Origin of the sequence: Acidovorax sp. JHL-3 (assembly GCF_000526295.1) — a bacterium.
GTDB classification, from domain to species: Bacteria; Pseudomonadota; Gammaproteobacteria; order Burkholderiales; family Burkholderiaceae_C; genus Acidovorax; species Acidovorax defluvii.
Genome location: NZ_JAFU01000001.1, coordinates 535,001 through 556,517 on the forward strand (window position 1 = coordinate 535,001; position 21,517 = coordinate 556,517).

Below are 21,517 nucleotides of genomic sequence, written 5' to 3' on the forward strand. Positions count from 1 at the left end.
ATCAAACCCAAAATCACACCTTTTTGCAAACCTTCATCTCCACCACCCAGATCTTCCCAACAGGGACACCTCTGAACAGCGAAGCCTGCAACTATAGCATGGAAATTTGATGGCATTCAAGACGGGTTGTACAGAACTTCAAGCGCGCGATGCCACCGCCTCCTCCAGTGCGTCCACGAACAGGAAGGCCACGTTGCAGCCGGTCTGGTCATAGATCTCCTGGAAACAGGTGGGGCTGGTGACATTGATCTCGGTAACGCAATCTCCGATGACGTCCACCCCTGCCAGCAGCAACCCACGGCTGTGCAAGACGGGGCCCAGCGCTTCGGCGATCTCCCAGTCGCGCGCAGACAGCGCGCGCGCCACCCCCTTGCCCCCGGCCGCAAGATTGCCCCGGACTTCACTGCCTTGTGGGATTCGCGCCAGACAGAAAGGCACGGGCTTGCCGCCGATGACGAGGACGCGCTTGTCGCCCTCTGTGATCTCGGGAAGGAATTTCTGAACCATCACGCTTTGGGCCCCATGACGATTGAGGGTCTCCGTGATGCTGCCGAGATTGAGGCCGTCTGGGCCAACCCGGAAAATGCCCATGCCGCCCATGCCATCGAGCGGTTTGAGGATGATGTCCCCGTGTTCGGCATGGAAACGCTGGATGTCGTGCGGATCACGCGTCACCAGCGTGGGACCGATGAACTGCGGAAATTCCATGATCGCCAGCTTTTCCGGGTGATCGCGCAGGGCGCGCGGCTTGTTGAAGACGCGGGCACCCTCCCGCTCGGCCTGTTCAAGCAGGTGGGTGGCATAGAAATACTCGCTGTCGAAGGGCGGGTCTTTGCGCATCAGCACGGCATCGAACGCCGTGAGCGCTGCACTGCGCAGGGGCTGCGCCTGAAACCAGTTGGTGGAATCACCCGTGAGGACAATGTCCTGCACCCGTGCACTCACCTGGCTGCCGCGCTGCCAGACCAGATCCTGCGGCAGGCAGACCGCCACTGTGTGGCCTCGCCGCTGTGCTTCGCGCATCATGGCAAAGGTGGTGTCTTTGTAGATCTTGAAGCTTTCCAGCGGATCGGTGATGAACAGTAGTTTCATGGTTTCTCAGGAAAAAGGGCCGTGCCGAGTAGGTCGACAGGGCGAACAGGTGGCCGCCTTGGGGGGCATTGCCGTATTCGATGCATCGGACCCAAGTCAGACACTGCCGACGTGGGAACGCCTGTACTGTTGCACAAATAGCGCAAGGCTGCCGGCGACCACGCCCCAGAAGGCAGATCCCACCCCCGCCACCACCACGCCGCTCAGGGTGACCAGGAAAGTGATCAGTGCCGCCTCGCGGTGCGGCTCGTCGCGCAACGCAGCGGCCAGGCCACTGCCGATGGTGCCCAGCAGCGCAAGGCCCGCAATGGCCACCACCAGCTCTTTGGGAAATGCCGTCAGCAGCCCGGTGACGACCGCGCCAAAAATACCGATCACCACATACAGCAAGCCGCAGGACACCGCCGCCGTGTAGCGTTTGTCGCGGTCCGGGTGGGCTTCCGGGCCCATGCAGATGGCGGCGGTGATGGCGCTGAAATTCAGCGCATAGCCACCAAATGGGGCGAGCACCAGGGTTGCGAGTCCGGTCATGGTGATGAGACGGGAGATCGGCAGGTCATATCCCGTGGCGCGAATCACCGCCACGCCCGGCAGGTTTTGCGACGCCATGGTGACGACGAACAGGGGAAGCGCCAGGCTGATGGCGGCAGACAGGGTGAACTGCGGTGCCGTAAACACCGGCATGGCCAGCTCGAAACGGATGGCCGACCAGGACATCTCACCACGCAGCGCGACAAATGCAATCGCCAGAGCGAGCGTGATGACCACGGCATAGCGCGGGATCAATCGGCGTGCCACCAGATAAGCCCCCAGCATCAGCAAGACCAGGGGCAGCGCAGTTTGTGCCGCTGCGAAGGCCTGCATGCCAAAGCGCGCCAGCACCCCCGCCAGCAGCGCAGCGGCAATCTCCGTGGGAATGCGGTTCATGACCCGCTCGAACCAGCGCGTGACGCCCGCCAGCGTGATCAGCACAGCGCACACCATGAAGGCGCCCACGGCCTCGGCCATGCTAAAGCCCCCGGACAGCCCGGCGCTCGCCAGCACGGCGGCCCCCGGTGTGGACCAGGCCACCATCACCGGCTTGCGCAGTAACAACGATGGCACCAGGGAACACAGCCCCATGCCCAGCCCGAGAGCCCACATCCAAGAGGTGATTTGCGCCGGTGTGGCCTGAAAGGCTTGCGCCGCCTGGAAAACAATGGCCACGGAACTCGTGAAGCCCACCAGCACCGCGACAAAGCCGGCCGTAAAGGCCGACAGGCTCAAGTCTTTGAAGAATTGCATGTGGGGCATTCTGGCACCGCATCCGGCCAGGCCTGTCTGCCTGACACGCCCCCTGCGCGAGCCAATTTACTATAATTTTAATAGCTTATAGCGCTTAATCCATAAGGGCTAGAGGCCTAAAACACTATAAACAGATTAAATTTCGATCTTGGAACCCAGCTCGACCACGGCGTTGCTGGGCAGGTGCAGGAAATCGGCGGCGCCACTGGCGTTGTGGTGCATCTGGGCAAACAGCTTTTCGCGCCAGGGCGCCATGCCGCTGCCGATGGTGGGGATGATGGTGTCCCGCGAAAGGAAGTAACTGGTGGTCATGGGTTCCACATCACAGCCCTGCACCCGCAACTGGTGCAAGGCACTGGGGATGTCGGGATCGTCCTTGAAGCCGTATTGCACCACCACCTGCCAGCAATCGTGGCCCAGGGGCTCCACCTGCAGGCGCTTGTCCCGTCCGATCCAGGGCACCTCATGGTTGCGGACGGTGACGAACAGGTTCTGGCGGTGCAGTACCTTGTTGTGCTTCAGGTTGTGCAGCAGTGCGTTGGGCACGGCTCCCGGCTCGGCCGTCAGAAACACGGCCGTACCATCCACGCGCATGGGCGGGCTCAAGAACACCGACTCCAGGAAATCCTTGAGGTCGATGGCATCGGCCCGCAGCTTGTCATTGAGCAGGCTGCGCCCTTGCTTCCAGGTCATCATCAGCATGAACACGCCCCCGCCAATCATGAGCGGGAACCAGCCACCCTGGAACAACTTGAGCAGATTGGATGCGAAGAAAGCCAGGTCCACCACAAAGAAAAAGCCAGTGGCCGCAACACACAGCGCCAGCGGATAGCCCCAGCCAAAGCGGATGACAAAGAACGTCAAGATGGTGGTGATCAGCATGTCCAGCGTGACGGCGATGCCATAGGCCGCAGCCAGGTTGCTGGACGAGCGGAACATCACCACCGCCAGCACAATGGCCACGAACAGCCCCCAGTTGACCAGCGGAATGTAGATCTGCCCCGTGTCCCGCACGCTGGTGTGCAGGATGTTCAGGCGCGGCAGATAACCGAGCTGGATGACCTGCTTGGTGACGCTGAAGGCGCCCGTGATGAGCGCCTGCGACGCAATGACCGTGGCCAGCGTCGCCATGACCACCAGCGGCACCAGGGCCCAATCGGGTGCCATCATGAAAAATGGATTCTTCACCGCCTCGGGTTCGGCCAGCAGCAGCGCTCCCTGGCCAAAATAATTGAGCGTGAGCGCCGGCATGGCCACACCAAACCAGGCCAGACGAATGGGGCGTTTGCCAAAATGCCCCAGGTCGGCATACAGCGCCTCGGCCCCGGTCACACACAGCACCACGGCGCCCAGGATGATGAAGCTGATGCCCGGATGGGCCCACATGAACCCCACCGCGTGGTGCGGGCTCATGGCCCAGAGGATTTCAGGGTGGGTGACGATGTGCGAAACGCCCAGCACGGCAATCGTCAAAAACCAGATGAGCGTGACCGGGCCGAAGAACTTGCCAATGCCGCTGGTGCCCCGCTTTTGCACGGCAAACAGGCAAAACAGCACTACGAGCGTGAGCGGAATCACGTATTGCTTGAAATGGGGCGAAACCACCTCCAGCCCCTCCACCGCGGACAGCACCGAGATGGCCGGGGTAATGACGCCGTCGCCATAAAAGAGCGAAGTGCCGAAGATGCCCACCGCCAGCAGCACCTTGCGCAGCCGGGGCTTGTCTTTCACCGCCTGCGAGGCCAGCGCCAGCATGGCAATGAGCCCGCCCTCGCCATTGTTGTCGGCGCGCAGTACCAGCACCACGTATTTGAGGGAGACGATGACCGTGAGGGTCCAGAAGAAAATGGACAGGATGCCGTAGATATTGTCTGGCGTGAACGGCACGTGGCCCGAACCAAACACCTCCTTGACCGCGTACAGCACGCTGGTGCCGATATCGCCATAGACAACACCGATGGCGCCCAGCGTGAGCGCTGCGAGCGATGATTTGGAGCTTTGCACTGACACCCCCCGCTGCACTGGGCAAGACAGGGTTCCGTAACTTTTGGGAACGCTATTGTGCCCCTGCCCCCCCTGGTTCGCGCCGTTGCGCCAGAGAGCCTGTTGCAGTGCAGCAACTACCCTCTGGCCTCCGTGCTCAGGGCGTGGCAGGAGAATCAAACCGGTCAGTCGTAGATCTCTGCGTCGGGATTGGTGGCTTCCAGCTCGTAGCTGGCGGCCAGCATGGCCAGGCGCGCCACCACGCCATACATGTAAAAGCGGTTCGGCGCACTCACGCCAGGGCGCACGCCTGGCTGGGGCAGGTGGGTGCTGTGCTCGAACGCCAGCGGCACAAAGCTGGCACCGGGGGCATTGAGGTTTTCGTCCACGCCGCGCTCGGCATGCATGCGGTAAAAGCCGCCCACCACATAGCGGTCCATCATGTAGACCACGGGCTCGGCCACGGCCTCGTGCACGCGCTCCTGCGTGAGCACCCCCTCCTGGATGATCACATCGCTGACCGGCTGGCCGTCCTTGATGACGGCCATCTTGTTCTTGGTCTTGCGGTTCAGGGCGTCCAGCTCCTTGGCGTCGCGCACGGTCATGATGCCCATGCCGTAGGTGCCGTTGTTGGCCTTGACGATCACGAAGGGCTTTTCGTGGATGCCATATTCCTTGTACTTGCGCCGCACCTTGCCCAGCAGCGCGTCCACTGAAGTTTGCAAGGCGTCCATGCCCTTGTCTTCGGCAAAATCCACGTCGCCACACTGGCTGAACATCGGGTTGATCAGCCAAGGGTCGATGCCCAGCATCTTGCCGAAGCGCTTGGCCACCTCTTCATAGTTCTTGAAATGCGTGCTCTTGCGACGCACGCTCCAGCCGGCATGCAGCGGCGGCAGCAGGTATTGCTCGTGGATGTCTTCCAGAATGCCGGGCGCGCCCGCGGACAGGTCGTTGTTGAGCAGGATGGTGCAGGGGTCAAAATCCTTGAGCCCCAGCCGCCCCTTGGTGCGGATCACGGGTTCGAGCATGACCGAATCGCCGTTGGGCAACTCGATCAGGGTGGATTTTTTGATCTCGGGACTGATGGAACCCACCCGCACATTCAGACCCGCCATGTTGAAGATGCGCTGCAACTGCACCACGTTGGCCAGATAAAACGTGTTGCGCGTGTGGTTCTCGGGAATGATCAGCAGGTTGCGCGCCTCGGGGCAGATCTTCTCGATGGCGGCCATGGCGGCCTGCACGGCCAGCGGCAGCATCTCTTTGGTGAGATTGTTCCAGCCACCGGGGAACAGGTTGGTGTCCACCGGCGCCAGCTTGAAGCCCGCGTTGCGAATATCGACCGAGGTGTAGAACGGCGGCGTGTGCTCCATCCACTCCAGGCGAAACCAGCGTTCGATGGCGGGCATCGAGTCGAGAATGCGCTGTTCGAGTTCGTTGATAGGCCCCGTGAGGGCCGTGATGAGATGCGGAACCATAGATGCCCTCTGGAAGCGATTGCGGTGGATTGTAGGGATTTGGGGTCGGGCCCGGGATTCGCAAGGCAGCGGCGTGGGCAGCCATCCGCCCGCTAGCGTCGCCAGAATGCCGGGGTGAGCAAGGCCATGAAGCTCAAGATTTCAAGTCGCCCCAGCAGCATGGCCAGCGTGCACACCCATATCTGAAAATCGGTCAGGACCGCAAAATTGGAGGAGGGGCCCACCGCACCCAGGCCAGGCCCGGCGCAGTTGACACTGGCCAGCACCGCCGAAAACGCGGTCACCGGGTCCAGATCGGTCAGCAGCAACACCATGCTCAGCCCGAAGATGGTGGCGCCATACACCAGCATGAACGCCAGCACGGAAAAGATCACCCGGTTGTCTACCACCGCATCGCCCAGCCGCACCGGCTGCACGGCACGCGGGTGCACCAAGCGGTTCATCTCCCGGCGCGCCTGCTTGAGCAAGATCAGCATGCGCACCATCTTGATGCCGCAGCCCGTCGACCCCGCACTGGTGGCCACACCCGACAGCAGCAGCATGAACACCGGCGCAAACACCGGCCAGGCCAGGTAGTCCACCGTGGCATAGCCCGTGGTGGAGGCCAGCGACACCAGGTTGAACATGCCGTGGCGCAGGGCATCGAGTGGCGCATACACGCCCTTCACCCACAGCAGCACGGCCACCAGCAGCCCCCCACCCACCAGGGTGAACAAGGTGGCGCGCAGCTCCGGGTCGTGCCAGAAACCATGCCAGTGGCCCTTGCGAATGGCCACGAAATACAGTGCAAAGTTGCAACTGGCCACCAGCATGAAGACGATGCAGATGGCTTCCAGCAAGGGCGACTGGAAATACCCGAAGCTCTGGTCATGCGACGACAGCCCGCCCAGGCTCACGGTGGAGAACATGTGCATCAGCGCATCAAGCGGCGCCATCCCAGCCACCCAGTAGGCCACGCCGCACAACGTGGAAAACAGGGCATACACGCCCCACAGCCCTTTGGCGGTGCCGGTCATGCGCGGCGTGAGCTTGGTGTCCTTCAGTGGCCCCGCCGCCTCGGCCTTGAACAGCTGGCTGCCGCCCACCCCGAGCAGTGGCAGCACGGCCACCGCCAGAATCAGAATGCCCATGCCACCCATCCACTGCAAAAAGGTGCGCCACACGTTCACCGAGACAGGCAGCGTATCCAGGCCCACCAGCACTGTGGAGCCCGTGGTGGTAAGGCCCGACACGGCCTCAAAGTAGGCATGCGTGAACGACATGGGCCGCCCGATGTGGTGCGCCGCCAGCATCAATGGCACGGTGGAGAACAGCGGCAGCAGCATCCACACCAGCGACACCAGCATCACGCCATGGCGCGGCTGCAGTTCTTGCCGGAACAGGCGCAGGCGCCACCAGAGCCAGGCGCCCGCCGCCAGCGTGCCTGCCATGGCCAGCGGGTAGACATGCCACACCCCGTCTCCGGTCCACAGAGATACCGCCAGCGGCAGCCCCATGGACAGCGAAAAGATCATGACGAGGATGCCCAGCACACGCAGGACGGGAAACATGTCCACCATGGTGTTCTTGCGGGTTTCGTGTCAGAAGAAGGTGGGGCTCACGCGGAAGAGCTTTTCCACATCGCGCACCAGCCGCTTGTGCGGCAGGAAAAACACCACATGGTCGCCGCTCTCCAGCGCCGTGGCGCTGCGTGGAATGATCACCTGCGGCTCGCGCAACTCATCGGCCGACACGTCGGGCGAATCGGGCAGGCCCCGCACGATCAGGCCAATGTGCACATCGCGCGGCAGGGCCAGATCGCTGACCTTACGGCCCACCACGCGCGACGTTTTACGGTCCCCGCGCACCACGATCTCCAGCGCCTCGGCCACGCCACGGCGCAGGCTGTGCACGGCCTGCACGTCACCCTGGCGCACGTAAGCCAGCAACTCGCCCAGCATGGCCTGTGCAGGCGACAGGGCAATGTCGATCTGCGTGCCATGCATCAGGTCGGCATAGCTGCGGCGGTTGATGAGCGCCAGCACGCGGCGCGCGCCCAGGCGCTTGGCCAGCAGGCAGGACATGATGTTGTCCTCGTCGTCGTCGGTGAGGGCCAGAAAAAGATCGATCTCGTCGATGCTCTCGTCCCCGAGCAGGTTTTCGTCCGTGGTATCACCCTGCAGCACCAGCACATCCGACGGCAGGCGCGAGGCCAGCTCGATGCAGCGTGCGCTGTCGTCCTCGATGATCTTCACAAGAAAGCGCCCCGGCTCCTTGCCCAGTTCCAGCGCCAGGTGCAGGCCCACGCGGCCACCTCCGGCGATCATGATGCGGCGCACCGGCCGCACCGGTGTGGCGTCGCGGCGGTGCAAGGTGGCCAGCACATGGGCGATGTGCTCGCGCGCGGCCAGCACAAAAACCTCGTCGCCGGGCTCGATGCGGGTTTCGCCAGCGCAGGCCACAAAGCGGTCGGGCTCTTCCGGAAAACGGCGGTAAATCGCCACCAGGCGCACCGCCACATCGGGCGTGCTGTTGCGCATCTCGGCCACGGTGTGGCCCACCATGGGCGCGCCAGCCCGCGCCCGCACCGACACCAGGCAGGCCCGGCCGCCCGCAAACTCACGCACCTGCATGGCCTCGGGGTAGTCGATGAGCTTGCCGATGTAGCGGGTGAGGGATTCCTCGGGGCAGATGATGCGGTCCACCGCAAAGCCCTCGGGACCTACCAGACGTTCATCGCGCTGAAACCCGGTGGAGCGCACGCGGGCAATGCGCTTGGGGATGTTGAACATCAGCTGCGCCACCTTGCAGCACACCAGGTTGGTTTCGTCCTGCGCGGCACAGGCGATCAGCAGGTCGGTGTCTTGCGCGCCCGCCTCGGCCAGAACGGCCGGCTCGATACCGTTGCCGACCACGCCGCGCAAATCGAACCGCGACTCCAGATCGCGCAGGCGTTCAGCGTCAGTGTCGATGACGGTGATGTCGTTGCGCTCCGACACCAGGCTGTCGGCCACGCTTTGGCCCACGCGGCCCGCTCCGAGGATGATGATTTTCATGTGGTATTGGCCTTCAGAGCAATACTATCAAGCGCTACCAGCTATGAATACAGGAGCGAATCAGACCCGAACCTCGCCTTCGCCCAGCACCACGTACTTGAGCGAGGTGAGTCCTTCAAGCCCTACAGGCCCGCGGGCGTGGAACTTGTCGGTGCTGATGCCGATTTCTGCCCCCAGGCCAAACTCGAAACCATCGGCAAACCGCGTGCTGGCGTTCACCATCACGCTGGCCGAGTCCACCTCGCGCAAAAAGCGCTGGGCGTGCAGGTGGTTGGTGGTGAGGATGGCGTCGGTGTGGTGGCTGGAATAACGGTTGATGTGGGCGATGGCCTCGTCCACATCTGCCACCACCTTCACGCTGATGATGGGGGCCAGGTATTCCTCGGACCAATCCTGCTCAGTCGCAGGCACCAGCTTGGCACCCGCCACCGATTGCAGAATCGCCAGCGACTCGGGGCAGCCGCGCATCTCCACGCCCTTGGCGGCATACACCGCGCCAATCCTGGGCAAGAACTGTGCCGCCACACCGCGCGCCACCAGCAGGCCTTCGCTCGCGTTGCAGGGGCTGTATTTGCTGGTCTTGGCGTTGTCGGCCACCTTCACCGCCATGGCGATGTCGCAGGGGTCGTCCACATAGGTATGGCAGTTGCCATCCAGGTGCTTGATGACGGGCACCTTGGCATCGCGGCTGATGCGCTCGATGAGGCCCTTGCCGCCGCGCGGAATGATCACATCCACATACTGCGGCATGGCAATGAGCTGGCCCACGGCCTCGCGGTCGGTGGTCTGCACCAGTTGCACCGCATCTTGCGGCAGACCGGCCTCGGCCAGCGCTTGCTGCACCAGCCTGGCCAGTGCCTTGTTCGATTCGATCGCCTCGGAGCCGCCGCGCAGGATGCAGGCGTTGCCGCTCTTGATGCTGAGGCTGGCGGCCTCGATGGTCACATTGGGCCGGCTCTCGTAGATCATGCCGAACACGCCGATGGGCACGCGCATCTGGCCCACGCGAATACCGCTGGGTTGCTGCTTCATGCCCATGATTTCGCCAATGATGTCGGGCATGGCGGCCAGCTGCTCGCAGCCCTGGGCGCAGGTTTCCAGCACCTTGGGGCTGAGCTGCAGGCGATCCACCATGGGCTCGGCCAGGCCGGCGGCGCGGGCGCGCTCCAGATCGCGGGCGTTGTCGATCTGCAGGGCGGCCGTGCTTTCACGCAGCAGCCGGGCAAGCGCCTTGAGTGCTTTGTTTTTAATAGCTGCTGGCGCTCGCGCCATAAGGGCTGAGGCCGTTTTTGCCTGTAAACCGAGGGTGTGGGTGTATTCGGTGACGTTGAGGGCATTCATGGCGCGATTTTGCCGCAGATGCGCCCCTGCCGAATCCCCAGGGCCCTGCTGCCCTTGTCACGGAGAGCGCCAAACCGACCCGCCGACTACGGCAGCAGGCGCGTTTGTCCGACACCGGCGTGCTAGCACCCCTCCTAGCATGAGCGCTTCCCCACCTACCGGAGACCGCCATGAGCGTCGCAAAAGTCATTGAAGTCAGTGCTTCCAGCACCACCAGCTTTGAAGATGCCATCAACCAGGGCATTGCCCGCGCCTGCGACACCATCGCCAACGTGCGCGGCGCATGGATCAAGGAACAGAAGGTGTCCATCGAGGGCGGCCGCATCGTCAGTTATCGGGTGAACATGCAGGTCACCTTCGTCCTCGACGACAAATAATCTGCCCGCGCTGCGCAAAAGCAGCCCCTGGGCGCGCCTTATCCGCGCCGGGGCAGGCCCGCGCAGACGCGACCCAACTGCAGCGCCAGCCGCTGCAGGGCCTGCCAGCCATTGGTGGGCCAGTCGGGCACTTTCAGGCCCTTGACGATGCCATCCACCGTGTGGGCCGATTGCAGCAGCTGGGCCAGTGCGGCGTCGCTGGCCTTGGGCAGGATGCGTTCGAACAGTCGCTCCTTGGCCCCCCACACGCGGTTTTCGCGCAATGCCATGGGCAGCGGGCGCCCCGCATTCATGGCGTCTTTCACCCGCTTGAGCGCCCGAATATCTTCGGACAGCGCCCAGTGCACCAGCACCTCTGCTTCGCCCTCGGCCTGCAGGCCGTCGAGCATGCGCTGCACGCGTGCCATTTGCCCGGACAGCACCGCCTCGGACAGCTTGAACACGTCGTAACGCGCCACGTTGAGCACGGCGGCCTCCACCTGCGCCAGCGTCAGTTCGCCCGCCGGGTGCAGCAGTGCCAGCTTCTGGATCTCCTGGTGCGCGGCCAGCAAGTTGCCCTCCACCCGGTCGGCAAAAAACTGCAAGGTGCGCTGCCCCTCCTCGCCCGCCGCCACGCGCTGGCCCTGTGCGGCCAGGCGCTGGGCAATCCACTGCGGCAGTGCGCCGCGCTCGATGGGGTCGATCTGGACCGAGGTGCCGCAGGATTCGAGCGCCGCAAACCATGCGCCGGTGCGCGTGGCTTTATCCAGGCGCGGCAGCATCACCAGCGTGAGCGTGCTGTCGTTGCCCCGCGCCGATTCAGCCAACTGCTGCAGTGCCACGCTGCCTTCTTTGCCTGGCTTGCCCGAGGGGATGCGGATTTCGACAATCTGCTTGTCGGCAAACAGGCTCAAACTGCCGCCTGCGGCCAGCACCGCGCTCCAGTCGAAGTGGGCGCCCGCCACGGTGTACGAACTGCGCTCGGTATAGCCCTGGGCGCGGGCCGCGGCGCGAATCGCATCGGCCGCCTCCTGCTGCAGCAGCGGCTCGTCGCCGTGCAGCACATACAGCGCCGACAGGCCACGTTGAAGATGTTGGGAAAGTTGGGCCAGGGCGACTTGCATGGGCAAAGTTTATCGCCCCGGGGCAGCGCGCCTGGGGGCCGCGGAGCTTGTCGCCTGTCGAGGGCTCCTGCACCAGCCCTCTCTCACGGGCGCCATGTGCTGCTCAGATTGAGCACATGGGCGGGGCGCAGACGGTTGGCGCACTAAGATCACGGCGTTGCCCGCCTTTTCGTTGCAGCCGTGGCGCAAGAGAATGCGCGCACCGCCCGACGGCCGCACCCTTTGCCTTGCCAGACCCCCACCGCATGAACACCACCACCCACCCCGCTGCACCCATCCGCTCAGTCCGCCTGATTGGCGCGCCCACCGACATCGGTGCCGGCGCACGCGGCGCCTCCATGGGCCCCGAGGCGCTGCGCGTGGCGGGGCTGCAGCAGGCCCTGGAAAGCCGGGGCCTGCAGGTGTGCGACCTGGGCAACCTGAGCGGCCCAGCCAACCCCTGGCTGCCGCCTGTGCACGGCTACCGCCACCTGCCCGAGGTGGTGCAGTGGAACCAGTGCGTGTTCGATGCGGTGTTTGCCCAATTGCAGCAGGGCCACCTGCCCATCTTGCTGGGCGGCGACCACAGCCTGGGCCTGGGCAGCATCAGCGCGGTGGCGCGCCATTGTGTGGAGGCGGGCAAAAAACTGCGCGTGCTGTGGCTCGATGCCCACGCCGACTTCAACACCAGCGCGCTCACGCCCAGCGGCAATGTGCATGGCATGCCGGTGGCCTGCCTGTGCGGCTTTGGCCCGCAAGAGCTGACAGGGCTGGCCCGCATGCCCGGCGGGGGGCCGGCATTGCGGGCAGATCAGATTCGGCAGATCGGCATCCGCAGCGTGGACGCGGGCGAAAAGCGCTTTGTGCACGAACAGGGGCTGGAGGTGTTCGACATGCGTTTCATCGACGAAGTGGGCATGCGCCAGACCATGCAGCAGGCGCTGGCGGGGCTGGACGACGAAACGCACCTGCATGTGAGCTTCGATGTCGATTTCCTGGACCCCGACATTGCGCCCGGCGTGGGCACCACGGTGCCCGGTGGCCCCACCTACCGCGAAGCGCAGCTGTGCATGGAGATGATTGCCGACAGCGGACGGCTGGCCTCGCTCGACGTGGTGGAACTCAATCCGGCGCTCGATGTGCGCAACCAGACCGCGCTGCTGGCCGTGGACCTGGTGGAATCGCTCTTTGGAAAAAGCACGCTGATGCGGGTGCCTGCCTGAAGACCAGGCCGCTGCAGCGGCCTCAGCGCCTGGCCACCGCCAGACGGCGCAGCAACTGCTGCACGATGTCGGTCTGCATGTTGCGAAACAGCAGGGCCTCTTCCGCCTCCTTGGCCAGGGCGATGGCTTCGTTGTAGCTGATCTCGCGCTGCTGGAGCAGCTCGGTGTCGGGAATCAGCTCATCGCCTGCCGGCGTGCGCAGCTTGAAACGCACACGCAGGCGCAGCTCCAGTTCACGCACCTGCCCCGAGGCGTTGAGGCCCACCACCGCGCGTTCGTGCTGCTCCGACAGCAGATCGAGCACGGCCTGTGCCGTTGGCAGCGCGGCCGGGTCGCGCAGCACCTGCAGCTTGCTGCCCGATCCCTCCAGCGTGCGCGTCAGCTCCCGCGCCAGTGGCGAGCCTTGGGGGGCCGCCACATACAACGATGCAAAGGAAAATTCGGGCACCCCCCGCAGGCGAAAACCGCAGGCGGTCAGCAGGGCCACAGGGGCAAGGGAGAGCAGCGTGCGCTTGTTCATCATGGTCAGACCACCACGTTCACCAGGCGACCGGGCACCACGATCACCCGCTTGGGTGCTGCGCCAGCGGCCTGGGCAATGAAGGCCTCGCTGGCCAGCGCGATGCGCTCGATCTCGGCCTTGTCGGCCTGGGCGGGCACATGGATGGAGCCGCGCAGCTTGCCGTTGACCTGCAGCATGAGCTCAATCTCGTCCTGCACCAGCGCATCGGGGTCGACCTGAGGCCAGGGGGCATCGAGCAGATCGCCCAGGTGCCCGGCGTAACCCAGTTGCGACCACAGGCTGTGCGCCACATGCGGCGTGGCGGGGTACAGGCAGCGCAGCAAAATGCCAAAGCCTTCGATCAGTGCCACCTGGGCGCCCGCGCACTCCAGCGCCTTGAAGTCTTCGAGCGCGTTGATCATCTTCATCGCGCCCGAGACCACCGTGTTGTACTGCATGCGCTGGTAGTCGTAGTCCACCTGCTTGAGCACGGTGTGGATCTCCAGGCGCAGTGTCTTGGCTTCCTTGCCAAATTCAACGTCTTTCAGGCTGCTGGCGCTTGCCACGCTTGCGGTAGCAGCTCCCATATCCATAGCAGAAAGTTTGACGCCAAAGTTCCACACGCGGCGCAGGAACCGGTAGCTGCCTTCCACGGCCGCGTCGTTCCACTCCAGCGTGGCCTCGGGCGGGGCGGTGAACATGGTGTACAGGCGGGCGGTGTCGGCGCCGTACTTCTCGATCAGGTCCTGCGGGTCCACGCCGTTGTTCTTGGACTTGGACATGGTGCCCACGCCCTCGTAGTCGATGGGCGTGCCCACGCTGAGCATGCCGTCGCCGCTGGTGGCTTCGTTCTTGAGCTTGGCGCCAATGATCTTGCCGCCCTCGTCCAGCACATGCTCCACATCGTGCGGCCAGAAGTAGTCCTTGCCGCCCTTGGCGGTGCGGCGGCTGTAGATGTGGTTGAGCACCATGCCCTGCGTGAGCAGCTTGGTGAAAGGCTCGTCCACCTTCACCAGGCCAAGGTCGCGCATCACCTTGGTCCAGAAGCGCGCGTACAGCAGGTGCAGGATGGCGTGCTCGATGCCGCCGATGTACTGGTCCATCGGCATCCAGTAATCGGCGCCCTCGGCAACCATGGCGTCGGCATTCTTCGGGTCGCAATACCGCATGAAGTACCACGAACTGTCCACGAAGGTGTCCATGGTGTCGGTCTCGCGGCGGGCTGCCTTGCCGCACACGGGGCAGGTCACGCCGGCATGAAAGCCTTCGTGCTTGTGCAGCGGGTTACCCGAGCCATCGGGCACGCAGTCGGCGGGCAGCACCACGGGCAGGTCTTTTTCGGGCACCGGCACGGCGCCGTGTTCGTCGCAGTGGATGATAGGGATCGGCGTGCCCCAATAGCGCTGGCGGCTCACGCCCCAGTCGCGCAGGCGCCAGGTGGTTTTGAGTTCGCCCAGGCCTTTTTGCGCCAGCGCGTGGGCCACGGCAGCCACGGCGTCCTTGTAAGAGAGGCCGCTGAAGTTGTCAGAGTTGATGGTGACGCCGCGCTGCTTGTCGCCATACCAGTCGTGCCACTGGTGGTAATCAAAGTGCTCGCCATCGACCAGCACCACCTGCTTGATCTCGATGCCGTATTTGAGGGCAAACGCAAAGTCACGCTCGTCGTGCGCGGGCACGCCCATCACGGCGCCGTCGCCGTAGCCGATGAGCACGTAGTTGCCCACCCACACCTCCACCGGCAGGCCCGTGAGCGGGTGCGCGACGAACAGGCCCGTGGGCACGCCCTTCTTCTCTTGCGTGGCCAGCTCTGCCTCGGTGGTGCCGCCGCTCTTGCATTCTTCAATGAAGGCCTTGAGCGTGGGGTTGGTCTTGGCAGCGTGCGCGGCCAGCGGGTGCTCGGGCGCCACGGCGCAGAAGGTCACGCCCATGATGGTGTCGGCGCGCGTGGTGAACACGTACATCTTGCCGTCGCCAATCAGCGCACCGTCGTCCCCTGCAATCTCGTGTGTGAAGGCAAAACGCACGCCCTCCGATTTGCCAATCCAGTTCTCCTGCATCAGCTTCACACGCTCGGGCCAACCGGGCAGCTTGTCGCCGGTCACAAAGTCGAGCAGCTCTTCGGCGTAGTCGGTGATCTTGAGGTAATAGCCCGGAATCTCGCGCTTTTCCACGGTGGCGCCCGTGCGCCAGCCCTTGCCGTCGATCACCTGCTCGTTGGCCAGCACGGTCTGGTCCACCGGGTCCCAGTTCACCACCTGGGTCTTGCGGTAGGCGATGCCCTTTTCCAGCATCTTCAGGAACAGCCACTGGTTCCACTTGTAGTACTCGGGGTCGCAGGTGGCGACCTCGCGGCTCCAGTCGATGGCCAGTCCCATCGCCTGCATCTGCTTTTTCATGTAGGCGATGTTTTCGTAGGTCCACTTCGCCGGTGGAACTCCGTTCTTCAGGGCGGCGTTCTCGGCAGGCAGGCCGAAAGCGTCCCAGCCCATGGGCATGAGCACGTTGTAGCCGTTCATGCGCAGCTGGCGCGTGAGCATGTCGTTGATGGTGTAGTTGCGCACATGGCCCATGTGCAACTTGCCGCTGGGGTAAGGCAGCATCGAGCAGGCGTAGAACTTTTTCTTGCTCGTGTCTTCCGTCACGCGGTAGGCGTCGGTGGCGGTCCAGTGGTCGTGCGCGGCGCGCTCGACGTCTTGGTGGGAGTATTTTTCTTGCATGGGAGCTCTGCTGGATGAGAGGAATGCAGCCGCTGGGCTGCTGCTTTGCCAGATTTTAGGCGGTCACGGGGAACGCGCCCGGCCGTGCGCCGCACCCGGTGCGGGGTCTGGGCTTGCCGTCAGGGGCTCAGCGCGCCGCAGCGGGCTGTTCGGCAATAAACCCGATGCGCTGGAGCCCGGCGCTGTGGGCCGCACCCATGACTTCGACCACGCGGCCGTATGGCACGGCGGCATCGGCACGCAACTGCACTTCCGTATCGGGACGGGCCGCACCGATGCGCTGCAGCCGCTCGGCCAGGGCTGCCTGCGAAAGCGGCTGGTCCTCCAGAAAGGCCTGGCCCGTCGCATCCACCACCAGCGTGATGGACTGCGGTGCGGCGCCCGGCGTGGCACCCTCGGTGCGCGGCAGATCCAGCCGGATCGAACTGGCCATCAATGGCGCCGTGAGAATGAAGATGACCACCAGCACCAGCATCACATCCACCAGCGGCGTCATGTTGATGTCGCTCATGGGCTGCGGCCCGGGGGTGCGCTCCAGCCGACCGAAACTCATGTTTCCACGCGCTCCGTCATGCCGACACGACCTTGGGGGGGCGCGGTGTCGACAAGGAGTTCGCGCAGGTCGCGCGCAAAACCTTCCAGGTCAGCCTCGATGCGGCCAATGAAGCGCCCGAACACGTTGTAAGCCAGCACCGCCGGAATGGCCACCGCCAGACCCGCAGCCGTCATCACCAGGGCCTCGCCCACGGGACCGGCCACGCGGTCGATGGTGATCTGCCCGGCTCCCGCCATGGCGCTGAGGGCGTGGTAGATGCCCCAGACTGTGCCGAGCAAGCCAACGAAAGGGGCGGTGGACCCGACTGTTGCCAGAAGCACCTGGCCCCATTGCAGCCTGCCCAGCGCGCCGTGCAGGGCGTCCCGCAGCACGCGGGTGAGTTGCTGCGACAGGCTGCCGGAAGTCGCCAGCGTGGCCTGCTCAGCTGAATCAGGACGTGTCGCTATTGATTTTGTAGCAACAACCATAGAAAGAACAAGCGCCTCGCGGTCAAAAGACTGCAAACGCTGCACCGCAACGTCCAGCGATGGCGCCTGCCAGAAAGCCGCTGTGCACCGCGCCACGTCGGCCAAGGCCCGGCGCATGACGCGCGCCTTCCACAAAATCACCACCCAGCTGGCCACTGACATGGCGAGCAGCAGCAGGGCCGTGCCCTGCGTCACGGCATCCCCTTGGCGCCACCAGTGAAGTGCGTCCATGGCGGCTCGCCGGGGGCGCTAGTTCAGACCCAGCACGTCGAACATGTCGAACATGCCGGTCTTGCGGTCTGCGAGAAAGCGCACGGCGCGCAGGCTGCCCTGGGCATAGGTGGCGCGGCTGGACGATTTGTGCGTAATCTCGATGCGCTCGCCAATGCCGGCAAACAGCACGGTGTGGTCGCCCACGATGTCGCCACCTCGGATAGTGGCAAAGCCGATGCTCGACGGATCGCGTTCCCCCGTGACGCCTTCACGCGCATACACGGCGCAGTCCTTGAGGTCACGCCCCAGCGCATCGGCGATCACTTCTCCCATCTTCAGTGCGGTGCCGGAGGGCGCATCGACCTTGTGGCGGTGGTGGGCTTCGATGATCTCGATGTCGTAGCCAGTGGCCATGGCCTTGGCGGCCATCTGCAGCAGCTTGAGCGTGACGTTGACGCCCACGCTCATGTTGGGCGCCATCACGATCGCCGTGCGCTGGGCGCAGGCCGCAATCTCGGCCTTCTGCGGTTCTGTGAACCCCGTGGTGCCGATGACGGCTTTCACGCCCAGCTCGCAGCACAGGGCCAGATGGGCCAGCGTGCCTTCGGGGCGGGTGAAATCAATCAGCACATCAGCATCTTTCAGGCCCGTGCGCAGGTCTGCCGTGATGGCCACGCCACTTGCGTGGCCCAGAAAAGCCGTGGCGTCCGAGCCGATGGCGGGGCTGGCCGCAACATCCAGAGCACCAGCCAGCACCATGTCGTCGCTGGCGCGCAGGGCTTCGATCAGCATGCGGCCCATGCGGCCAGATGCCCCAGCCACCGCGACGCGCAGGACTCTGGAGGCGGGTTGGGAGGGCAAAGAGTTGCCTGTCATGTCGTTCCTGTTTCTATGAATGCGGAGGGCCATGCCGGGTGCCGGCACCCCCAATCGCAGGCCTTAGCGCGCAGGCGCTTCGAGCGGAGGGTAAGAGGTGGTGGTAACCGGCTGGGCAGGCACCGCCGCCGGTGTCCTGGCCGCGCGCTCGGGTGCCGGGAAACGCGCCAACTGGGCATCGGTGGCTTCCAGCACGGGCACCTTGCCCTTGGTGGAGCGCGACCCGAGAGTAGCCACAAACTCGGTTTCGGAGGGCATGGGGTCGCCCTCGAAACGCTGCAGCAGGTCTCCCTGGAAGAACACGGTGAGTTTGCGCGTCTGGATGTCTTCACCGGGGCGTTTGATGGTGAACACGTATTCCCAGCGCTCTGCGTGGAACAGGCTGGTGACCAGGGGCGTGCCGAGAATGTCGCGCACCTGCTGGCGGCTCATGCCCGGCGCAAGCGCTTCGACTTGCTCGCGCGACACGAAATTGCCCTGCACCACATCGAGTCGGTAAGGCGTCACCACGCTGGCCAGGCGATTGCTGGCACTGTCCAGGCTGCTGCAGCCGGCCACGGCAGTGAGGCAGGCACCGATGAACAATGTCACGCCCAGACGGGCACTGCGATGGGCTTTGGCGGGCATGGAAAAGAGTCGTAAGGCTATGATCGATCCATTGTAGCGGCTGGTCCTGCGGGCCTGGTCGAGCCCGCCGACGCACGAAAGACAGGGTCATGACGAATATCGACGAACTCAAAAGCACAGGCCTCAAAGCAACCTTGCCGCGCCTGAAGATTCTGGAGATTTTCCAGAAGGGCGCACAGCGCCACATGACGGCCGAAGATGTCTTTCGCGTCCTGCTGGAAGAACGCTCGGACATAGGGCTGGCCACGGTCTATCGCGTGCTCACGCAGTTCGAGCAGGCGGGCATTCTGATCCGCAGCAACTTCGAAAGCGGCAAGGCGGTTTACGAACTCGACGAAGGCCAGCACCACGACCATTTCGTGTGCACGTCGTGCGGCAAGGTGGAAGAGTTCTACGACCCCGAGATCGAAAAGCGCCAGCAGATCATTGCCAAGGCCAAGGGCTGGGTGGTGCAGGACCACACGATGGCCCTGTATGGCCAGTGCGCCCACTGCGCCGCCAAATGAAGCCCCCCCCTGAGGCGCTGCGCGCCTTCCCCCTGAAGGGGGGCGCCGCCAGCGCGGCGGGGCGGCCCTTGCGCGGCGGCCGCCGGCTTGGCCGCGACGGGCTCTTGGGCCTGCGGACAGCGCGCACACAATTGCCTGGAACGGTTGCCGAGCCTGTTGCCCGACCTGCGAATCAGCCCCCGGTGTCGCGTTCCATGGCGCGGCGATGCCGCTCCACAAATTCCTGATAAGTGTCGATGCCGCGCAACTGCAAGATGGTGTTGCGCACGGCCGCCTCCACGAGCACGGCAATATTGCGCCCCGCCACCACCTGGATCACCACCTTGAGCACCGGCACGCCCAGCACGTCCTGCGTGAGCGGCTCGTAGGGCAGGCGCTCGTATTCGCGCTCCAGCGTTTCCTTGCGCACCAGGTGCACGATGAGCTTGAGGCGCATCTTGCGGCGCACGGCGGTTTCACCAAAGATGGCGCGGATGTCCAGGAGGCCAATGCCGCGCACTTCCAGCAGGTTCTGCAGCAGCTCGGGGCACTTGCCCTCAATGGTGGTCTGGTTGATGCGAAACAGGTCAACAGCATCGTCGGCCACCAGACCGTTGCCGCGCGAGATTAGCTCCAGCCCCAGCTCACTTTTGCCCAGGCCGGATTCACCCGTGATCATCACCCCCAGGCCCAGAATGTCCATGAACACGCCGTGCATCGTGGTGCGGTCGGCAAAGTGCTTGGACAGGTAGGCACGCAGCACATCAATGACGAACGCCGACGACTCGTGCGTGGCGAACATCGGAATCTGCGCCCGCTCGCACATGGACAGCAGCGCATCCGGCGCAACCTGGCCATCGGCCAGCACCAGCACGGGCGGCTCCAGCGTGACAATGCGCGCAATGCGGCGCTGGCAGTCTTCGGGGGTGGCATTGACGAGGTAGGCGATTTCTCGCTCGCCCAGAATCTGCACCCGATAGGGGTGGATGTAGTTGAGATACCCCACCAGATCGGCGCCCGAGCGTGCCGCACGCACGGCCACTTCGTCAAAGCGCCGCTCTGAAGCACCAAGGCCGGCCACCCATTCCCATTTCAGGGTGCCCCGGAATTCCTCAAACAGGACATCGGCACTGACGACGTTGGGCTTCAAGACAGTCCCGCGAAGGCGAAGAAAAAATCAGGCGGCCTGGGTGGACTGCCAACCGGCGATCATGCCGTGCAGCACCGCGGCGTCGTCACACGCCTTGAGCCTCTCGCGCAGCACCGAGTCGCTCAGCAGCTCGGCAATTTCGGAGAGGATTTCCAGGTGCTTCTGGGTCGCGGCTTCGGGTACGAGCAGAAAAATGAGCAACCCAACCGGCATTTCGTCGGGCGCATCGAAACCAATCGGCTGCGCGAGTTGAAACACCGCCGCCATCGGCGCCTTGAGGCCCTTGATGCGGCCATGCGGAATGGCCACGCCGTGTCCCAGGCCCGTGGAGCCTAGTCGCTCACGCGCAAAGAGGCTGTCGGTGATCAGCGCCCGCGAAAGACCGTGCTGGCCTTCAAACAGGAGACCCGCTTCTTCGAAAGCACGCTTCTTGCTGGTGGCGTCAACGCTCACGAGCACTTGAGCGGAGGGCAGGATGGATGCGAGTCGGTTCATGATCAAGGAAACAATTATGCACACATTGGCAGAAACCCTGATCAAAACCCGCAAGCCACAAAAAAACCGCCCCGGGGGGCGGCTGCGGCCGACAGGCAGCGCATCTGCATGGCTTACGCGAGCATCTCGCGTTTGGATGCGTCGTAGTGGTCCTGGATGCGGTCTTTATGGCGCACGACCTGGCGATCCATCTTGTCCACGAGCTCGTCCACAGCGGCATACAGGTCGAAATGGGAGCTTTCTGCAAACAGGTCGCTTCCCTTGACGTGGATGTTGCATTCCGCTCGCTGCCGTTTCTCTTTTTCCTTCTGTTTCTCTACTGTCAGCAGCACCTTGACGTCCACTACCTGATCGAAATGGCGCGTGATCCGGTCGAGCTTGGTCGTGACGTAATTGCGCAAGGCGGGGGTAACTTCGAGGTGGTGACCGCTGATCGTCAAGTTCATAAGTAAGTCTCCTGTGGCTCTTTGACAAAAATGCCGCTCTGGATCAAAGGAACGGCCCGGCTAACTCAGATACATGCGTCGATGC

The 21,517-nt window shown here is 64.0% G+C and carries 20 protein-coding genes; 3 read left to right on the forward strand and 17 right to left on the reverse strand.

Annotation, left to right across the window (positions count from 1 at the left end; genetic code table 11):
- Positions 1-138: 138 nt before the first annotated feature.
- The 7 genes from gshB to K226_RS0102460 all read right to left on the reverse strand — a co-directional run bounded on the left by gshB (position 139) and on the right by K226_RS0102460 (position 10,216).
- Positions 139-1,092, reverse strand: a complete 954-nt coding sequence (gene gshB, locus K226_RS0102430; RefSeq protein WP_024813280.1) for a glutathione synthase — start codon at positions 1,090-1,092, stop codon at positions 139-141.
- A gap of 96 nt (positions 1,093-1,188) precedes the next feature.
- A complete protein-coding gene (locus K226_RS0102435) occupies positions 1,189-2,376 on the reverse strand; it encodes a benzoate/H(+) symporter BenE family transporter (protein WP_024813281.1) in 1,188 nt (395 codons plus the stop codon).
- 135 nt (positions 2,377-2,511) lie between these two features.
- Positions 2,512-4,380 carry a potassium transporter Kup gene (locus K226_RS0102440; protein WP_024813282.1) on the reverse strand — a complete coding sequence of 623 codons (1,869 nt, stop codon included), beginning with the start codon at positions 4,378-4,380 and terminating at the stop codon, positions 2,512-2,514.
- Positions 4,381-4,544: 164 nt separating this feature from the next.
- The gene (gshA, locus tag K226_RS0102445; RefSeq protein ID WP_024813283.1) at positions 4,545-5,840 is read right to left on the reverse strand and encodes a glutamate--cysteine ligase; all 1,296 of its coding nucleotides are present in this window, start codon (positions 5,838-5,840) and stop codon (positions 4,545-4,547) included.
- A 92-nt stretch (positions 5,841-5,932) separates the two neighbouring features.
- Positions 5,933-7,399 carry a TrkH family potassium uptake protein gene (locus K226_RS0102450; protein WP_024813284.1) on the reverse strand — a complete coding sequence of 489 codons (1,467 nt, stop codon included), beginning with the start codon at positions 7,397-7,399 and terminating at the stop codon, positions 5,933-5,935.
- Positions 7,400-7,420: 21 nt separating this feature from the next.
- Positions 7,421-8,875 carry a Trk system potassium transporter TrkA gene (trkA, locus tag K226_RS0102455; protein ID WP_024813285.1) on the reverse strand — a complete coding sequence of 485 codons (1,455 nt, stop codon included), beginning with the start codon at positions 8,873-8,875 and terminating at the stop codon, positions 7,421-7,423.
- Positions 8,876-8,935: 60 nt separating this feature from the next.
- Complete coding sequence (locus K226_RS0102460) at positions 8,936-10,216, reverse strand: glutamate-5-semialdehyde dehydrogenase (protein WP_024813286.1); 1,281 nt, start codon at positions 10,214-10,216, stop codon at positions 8,936-8,938.
- A 170-nt stretch (positions 10,217-10,386) separates the two neighbouring features.
- Between K226_RS0102460 and K226_RS0102465 the strand changes: the two genes are divergently transcribed.
- Positions 10,387-10,593 (forward strand): dodecin family protein, encoded by a 207-nt coding sequence (locus K226_RS0102465; RefSeq protein ID WP_024813287.1) that lies wholly within the window; start codon positions 10,387-10,389, stop codon positions 10,591-10,593.
- Between the two features lie 38 nt (positions 10,594-10,631).
- On the opposite strand, the gene holA is transcribed toward K226_RS0102465, so the two are convergent.
- Complete coding sequence (gene holA / locus K226_RS0102470) at positions 10,632-11,696, reverse strand: DNA polymerase III subunit delta (protein ID WP_024813288.1); 1,065 nt, start codon at positions 11,694-11,696, stop codon at positions 10,632-10,634.
- 245 nt (positions 11,697-11,941) lie between these two features.
- Here holA and rocF point away from each other — a divergent pair, with 245 nt between their 5' ends.
- Positions 11,942-12,898 (forward strand): arginase, encoded by a 957-nt coding sequence (gene rocF, locus K226_RS0102475; RefSeq protein ID WP_024813289.1) that lies wholly within the window; start codon positions 11,942-11,944, stop codon positions 12,896-12,898.
- Positions 12,899-12,920: 22 nt separating this feature from the next.
- Here rocF and lptE read toward each other — a convergent pair whose 3' ends face one another.
- From lptE to K226_RS0102505, 6 genes are all read right to left on the reverse strand, one after another.
- Positions 12,921-13,418: an LPS assembly lipoprotein LptE gene (gene lptE, locus K226_RS0102480; RefSeq protein ID WP_024813290.1), complete on the reverse strand. Its 498-nt coding sequence runs from the start codon at positions 13,416-13,418 to the stop codon at positions 12,921-12,923.
- A 5-nt stretch (positions 13,419-13,423) separates the two neighbouring features.
- Positions 13,424-16,117 carry a leucine--tRNA ligase gene (leuS, locus tag K226_RS0102485; RefSeq protein WP_024813291.1) on the reverse strand — a complete coding sequence of 898 codons (2,694 nt, stop codon included), beginning with the start codon at positions 16,115-16,117 and terminating at the stop codon, positions 13,424-13,426.
- Positions 16,118-16,244: 127 nt separating this feature from the next.
- Complete coding sequence (locus tag K226_RS0102490; protein WP_024813292.1) at positions 16,245-16,670, reverse strand: biopolymer transporter ExbD; 426 nt, start codon at positions 16,668-16,670, stop codon at positions 16,245-16,247.
- The gene (locus K226_RS0102495) at positions 16,667-17,371 is read right to left on the reverse strand and encodes a MotA/TolQ/ExbB proton channel family protein (RefSeq protein WP_024813293.1); all 705 of its coding nucleotides are present in this window, start codon (positions 17,369-17,371) and stop codon (positions 16,667-16,669) included. Before K226_RS0102495 ends, K226_RS0102490 begins: the two co-directional genes overlap by 4 nt.
- An 18-nt stretch (positions 17,372-17,389) precedes the next feature.
- Positions 17,390-18,229: a 4-hydroxy-tetrahydrodipicolinate reductase gene (gene dapB / locus K226_RS0102500; protein WP_024813294.1), complete on the reverse strand. Its 840-nt coding sequence runs from the start codon at positions 18,227-18,229 to the stop codon at positions 17,390-17,392.
- Between the two features lie 63 nt (positions 18,230-18,292).
- Complete coding sequence (locus K226_RS0102505; protein WP_024813295.1) at positions 18,293-18,856, reverse strand: outer membrane protein assembly factor BamE; 564 nt, start codon at positions 18,854-18,856, stop codon at positions 18,293-18,295.
- Between the two features lie 89 nt (positions 18,857-18,945).
- Between K226_RS0102505 and fur the strand changes: the two genes are divergently transcribed.
- Complete coding sequence (gene fur, locus K226_RS0102510; RefSeq protein ID WP_024813296.1) at positions 18,946-19,362, forward strand: ferric iron uptake transcriptional regulator; 417 nt, start codon at positions 18,946-18,948, stop codon at positions 19,360-19,362.
- A 172-nt stretch (positions 19,363-19,534) separates the two neighbouring features.
- Here the strand turns inward: fur and hprK are convergent, their stop codons facing one another.
- The 3 genes from hprK to hpf all read right to left on the reverse strand — a co-directional run bounded on the left by hprK (position 19,535) and on the right by hpf (position 21,432).
- Positions 19,535-20,491, reverse strand: a complete 957-nt coding sequence (gene hprK, locus K226_RS0102515; protein WP_024813297.1) for an HPr(Ser) kinase/phosphatase — start codon at positions 20,489-20,491, stop codon at positions 19,535-19,537.
- 27 nt (positions 20,492-20,518) lie between these two features.
- Entirely contained in the window at positions 20,519-20,986 is a 468-nt protein-coding gene (locus K226_RS0102520) for a PTS sugar transporter subunit IIA (RefSeq protein ID WP_024813298.1), read from the reverse strand.
- A 113-nt stretch (positions 20,987-21,099) separates the two neighbouring features.
- Positions 21,100-21,432, reverse strand: coding sequence for a ribosome hibernation-promoting factor, HPF/YfiA family (gene hpf / locus K226_RS0102525; RefSeq protein ID WP_024813299.1), 333 nt, complete (start codon positions 21,430-21,432; stop codon positions 21,100-21,102).
- Positions 21,433-21,517: the final 85 nt, after the last annotated feature.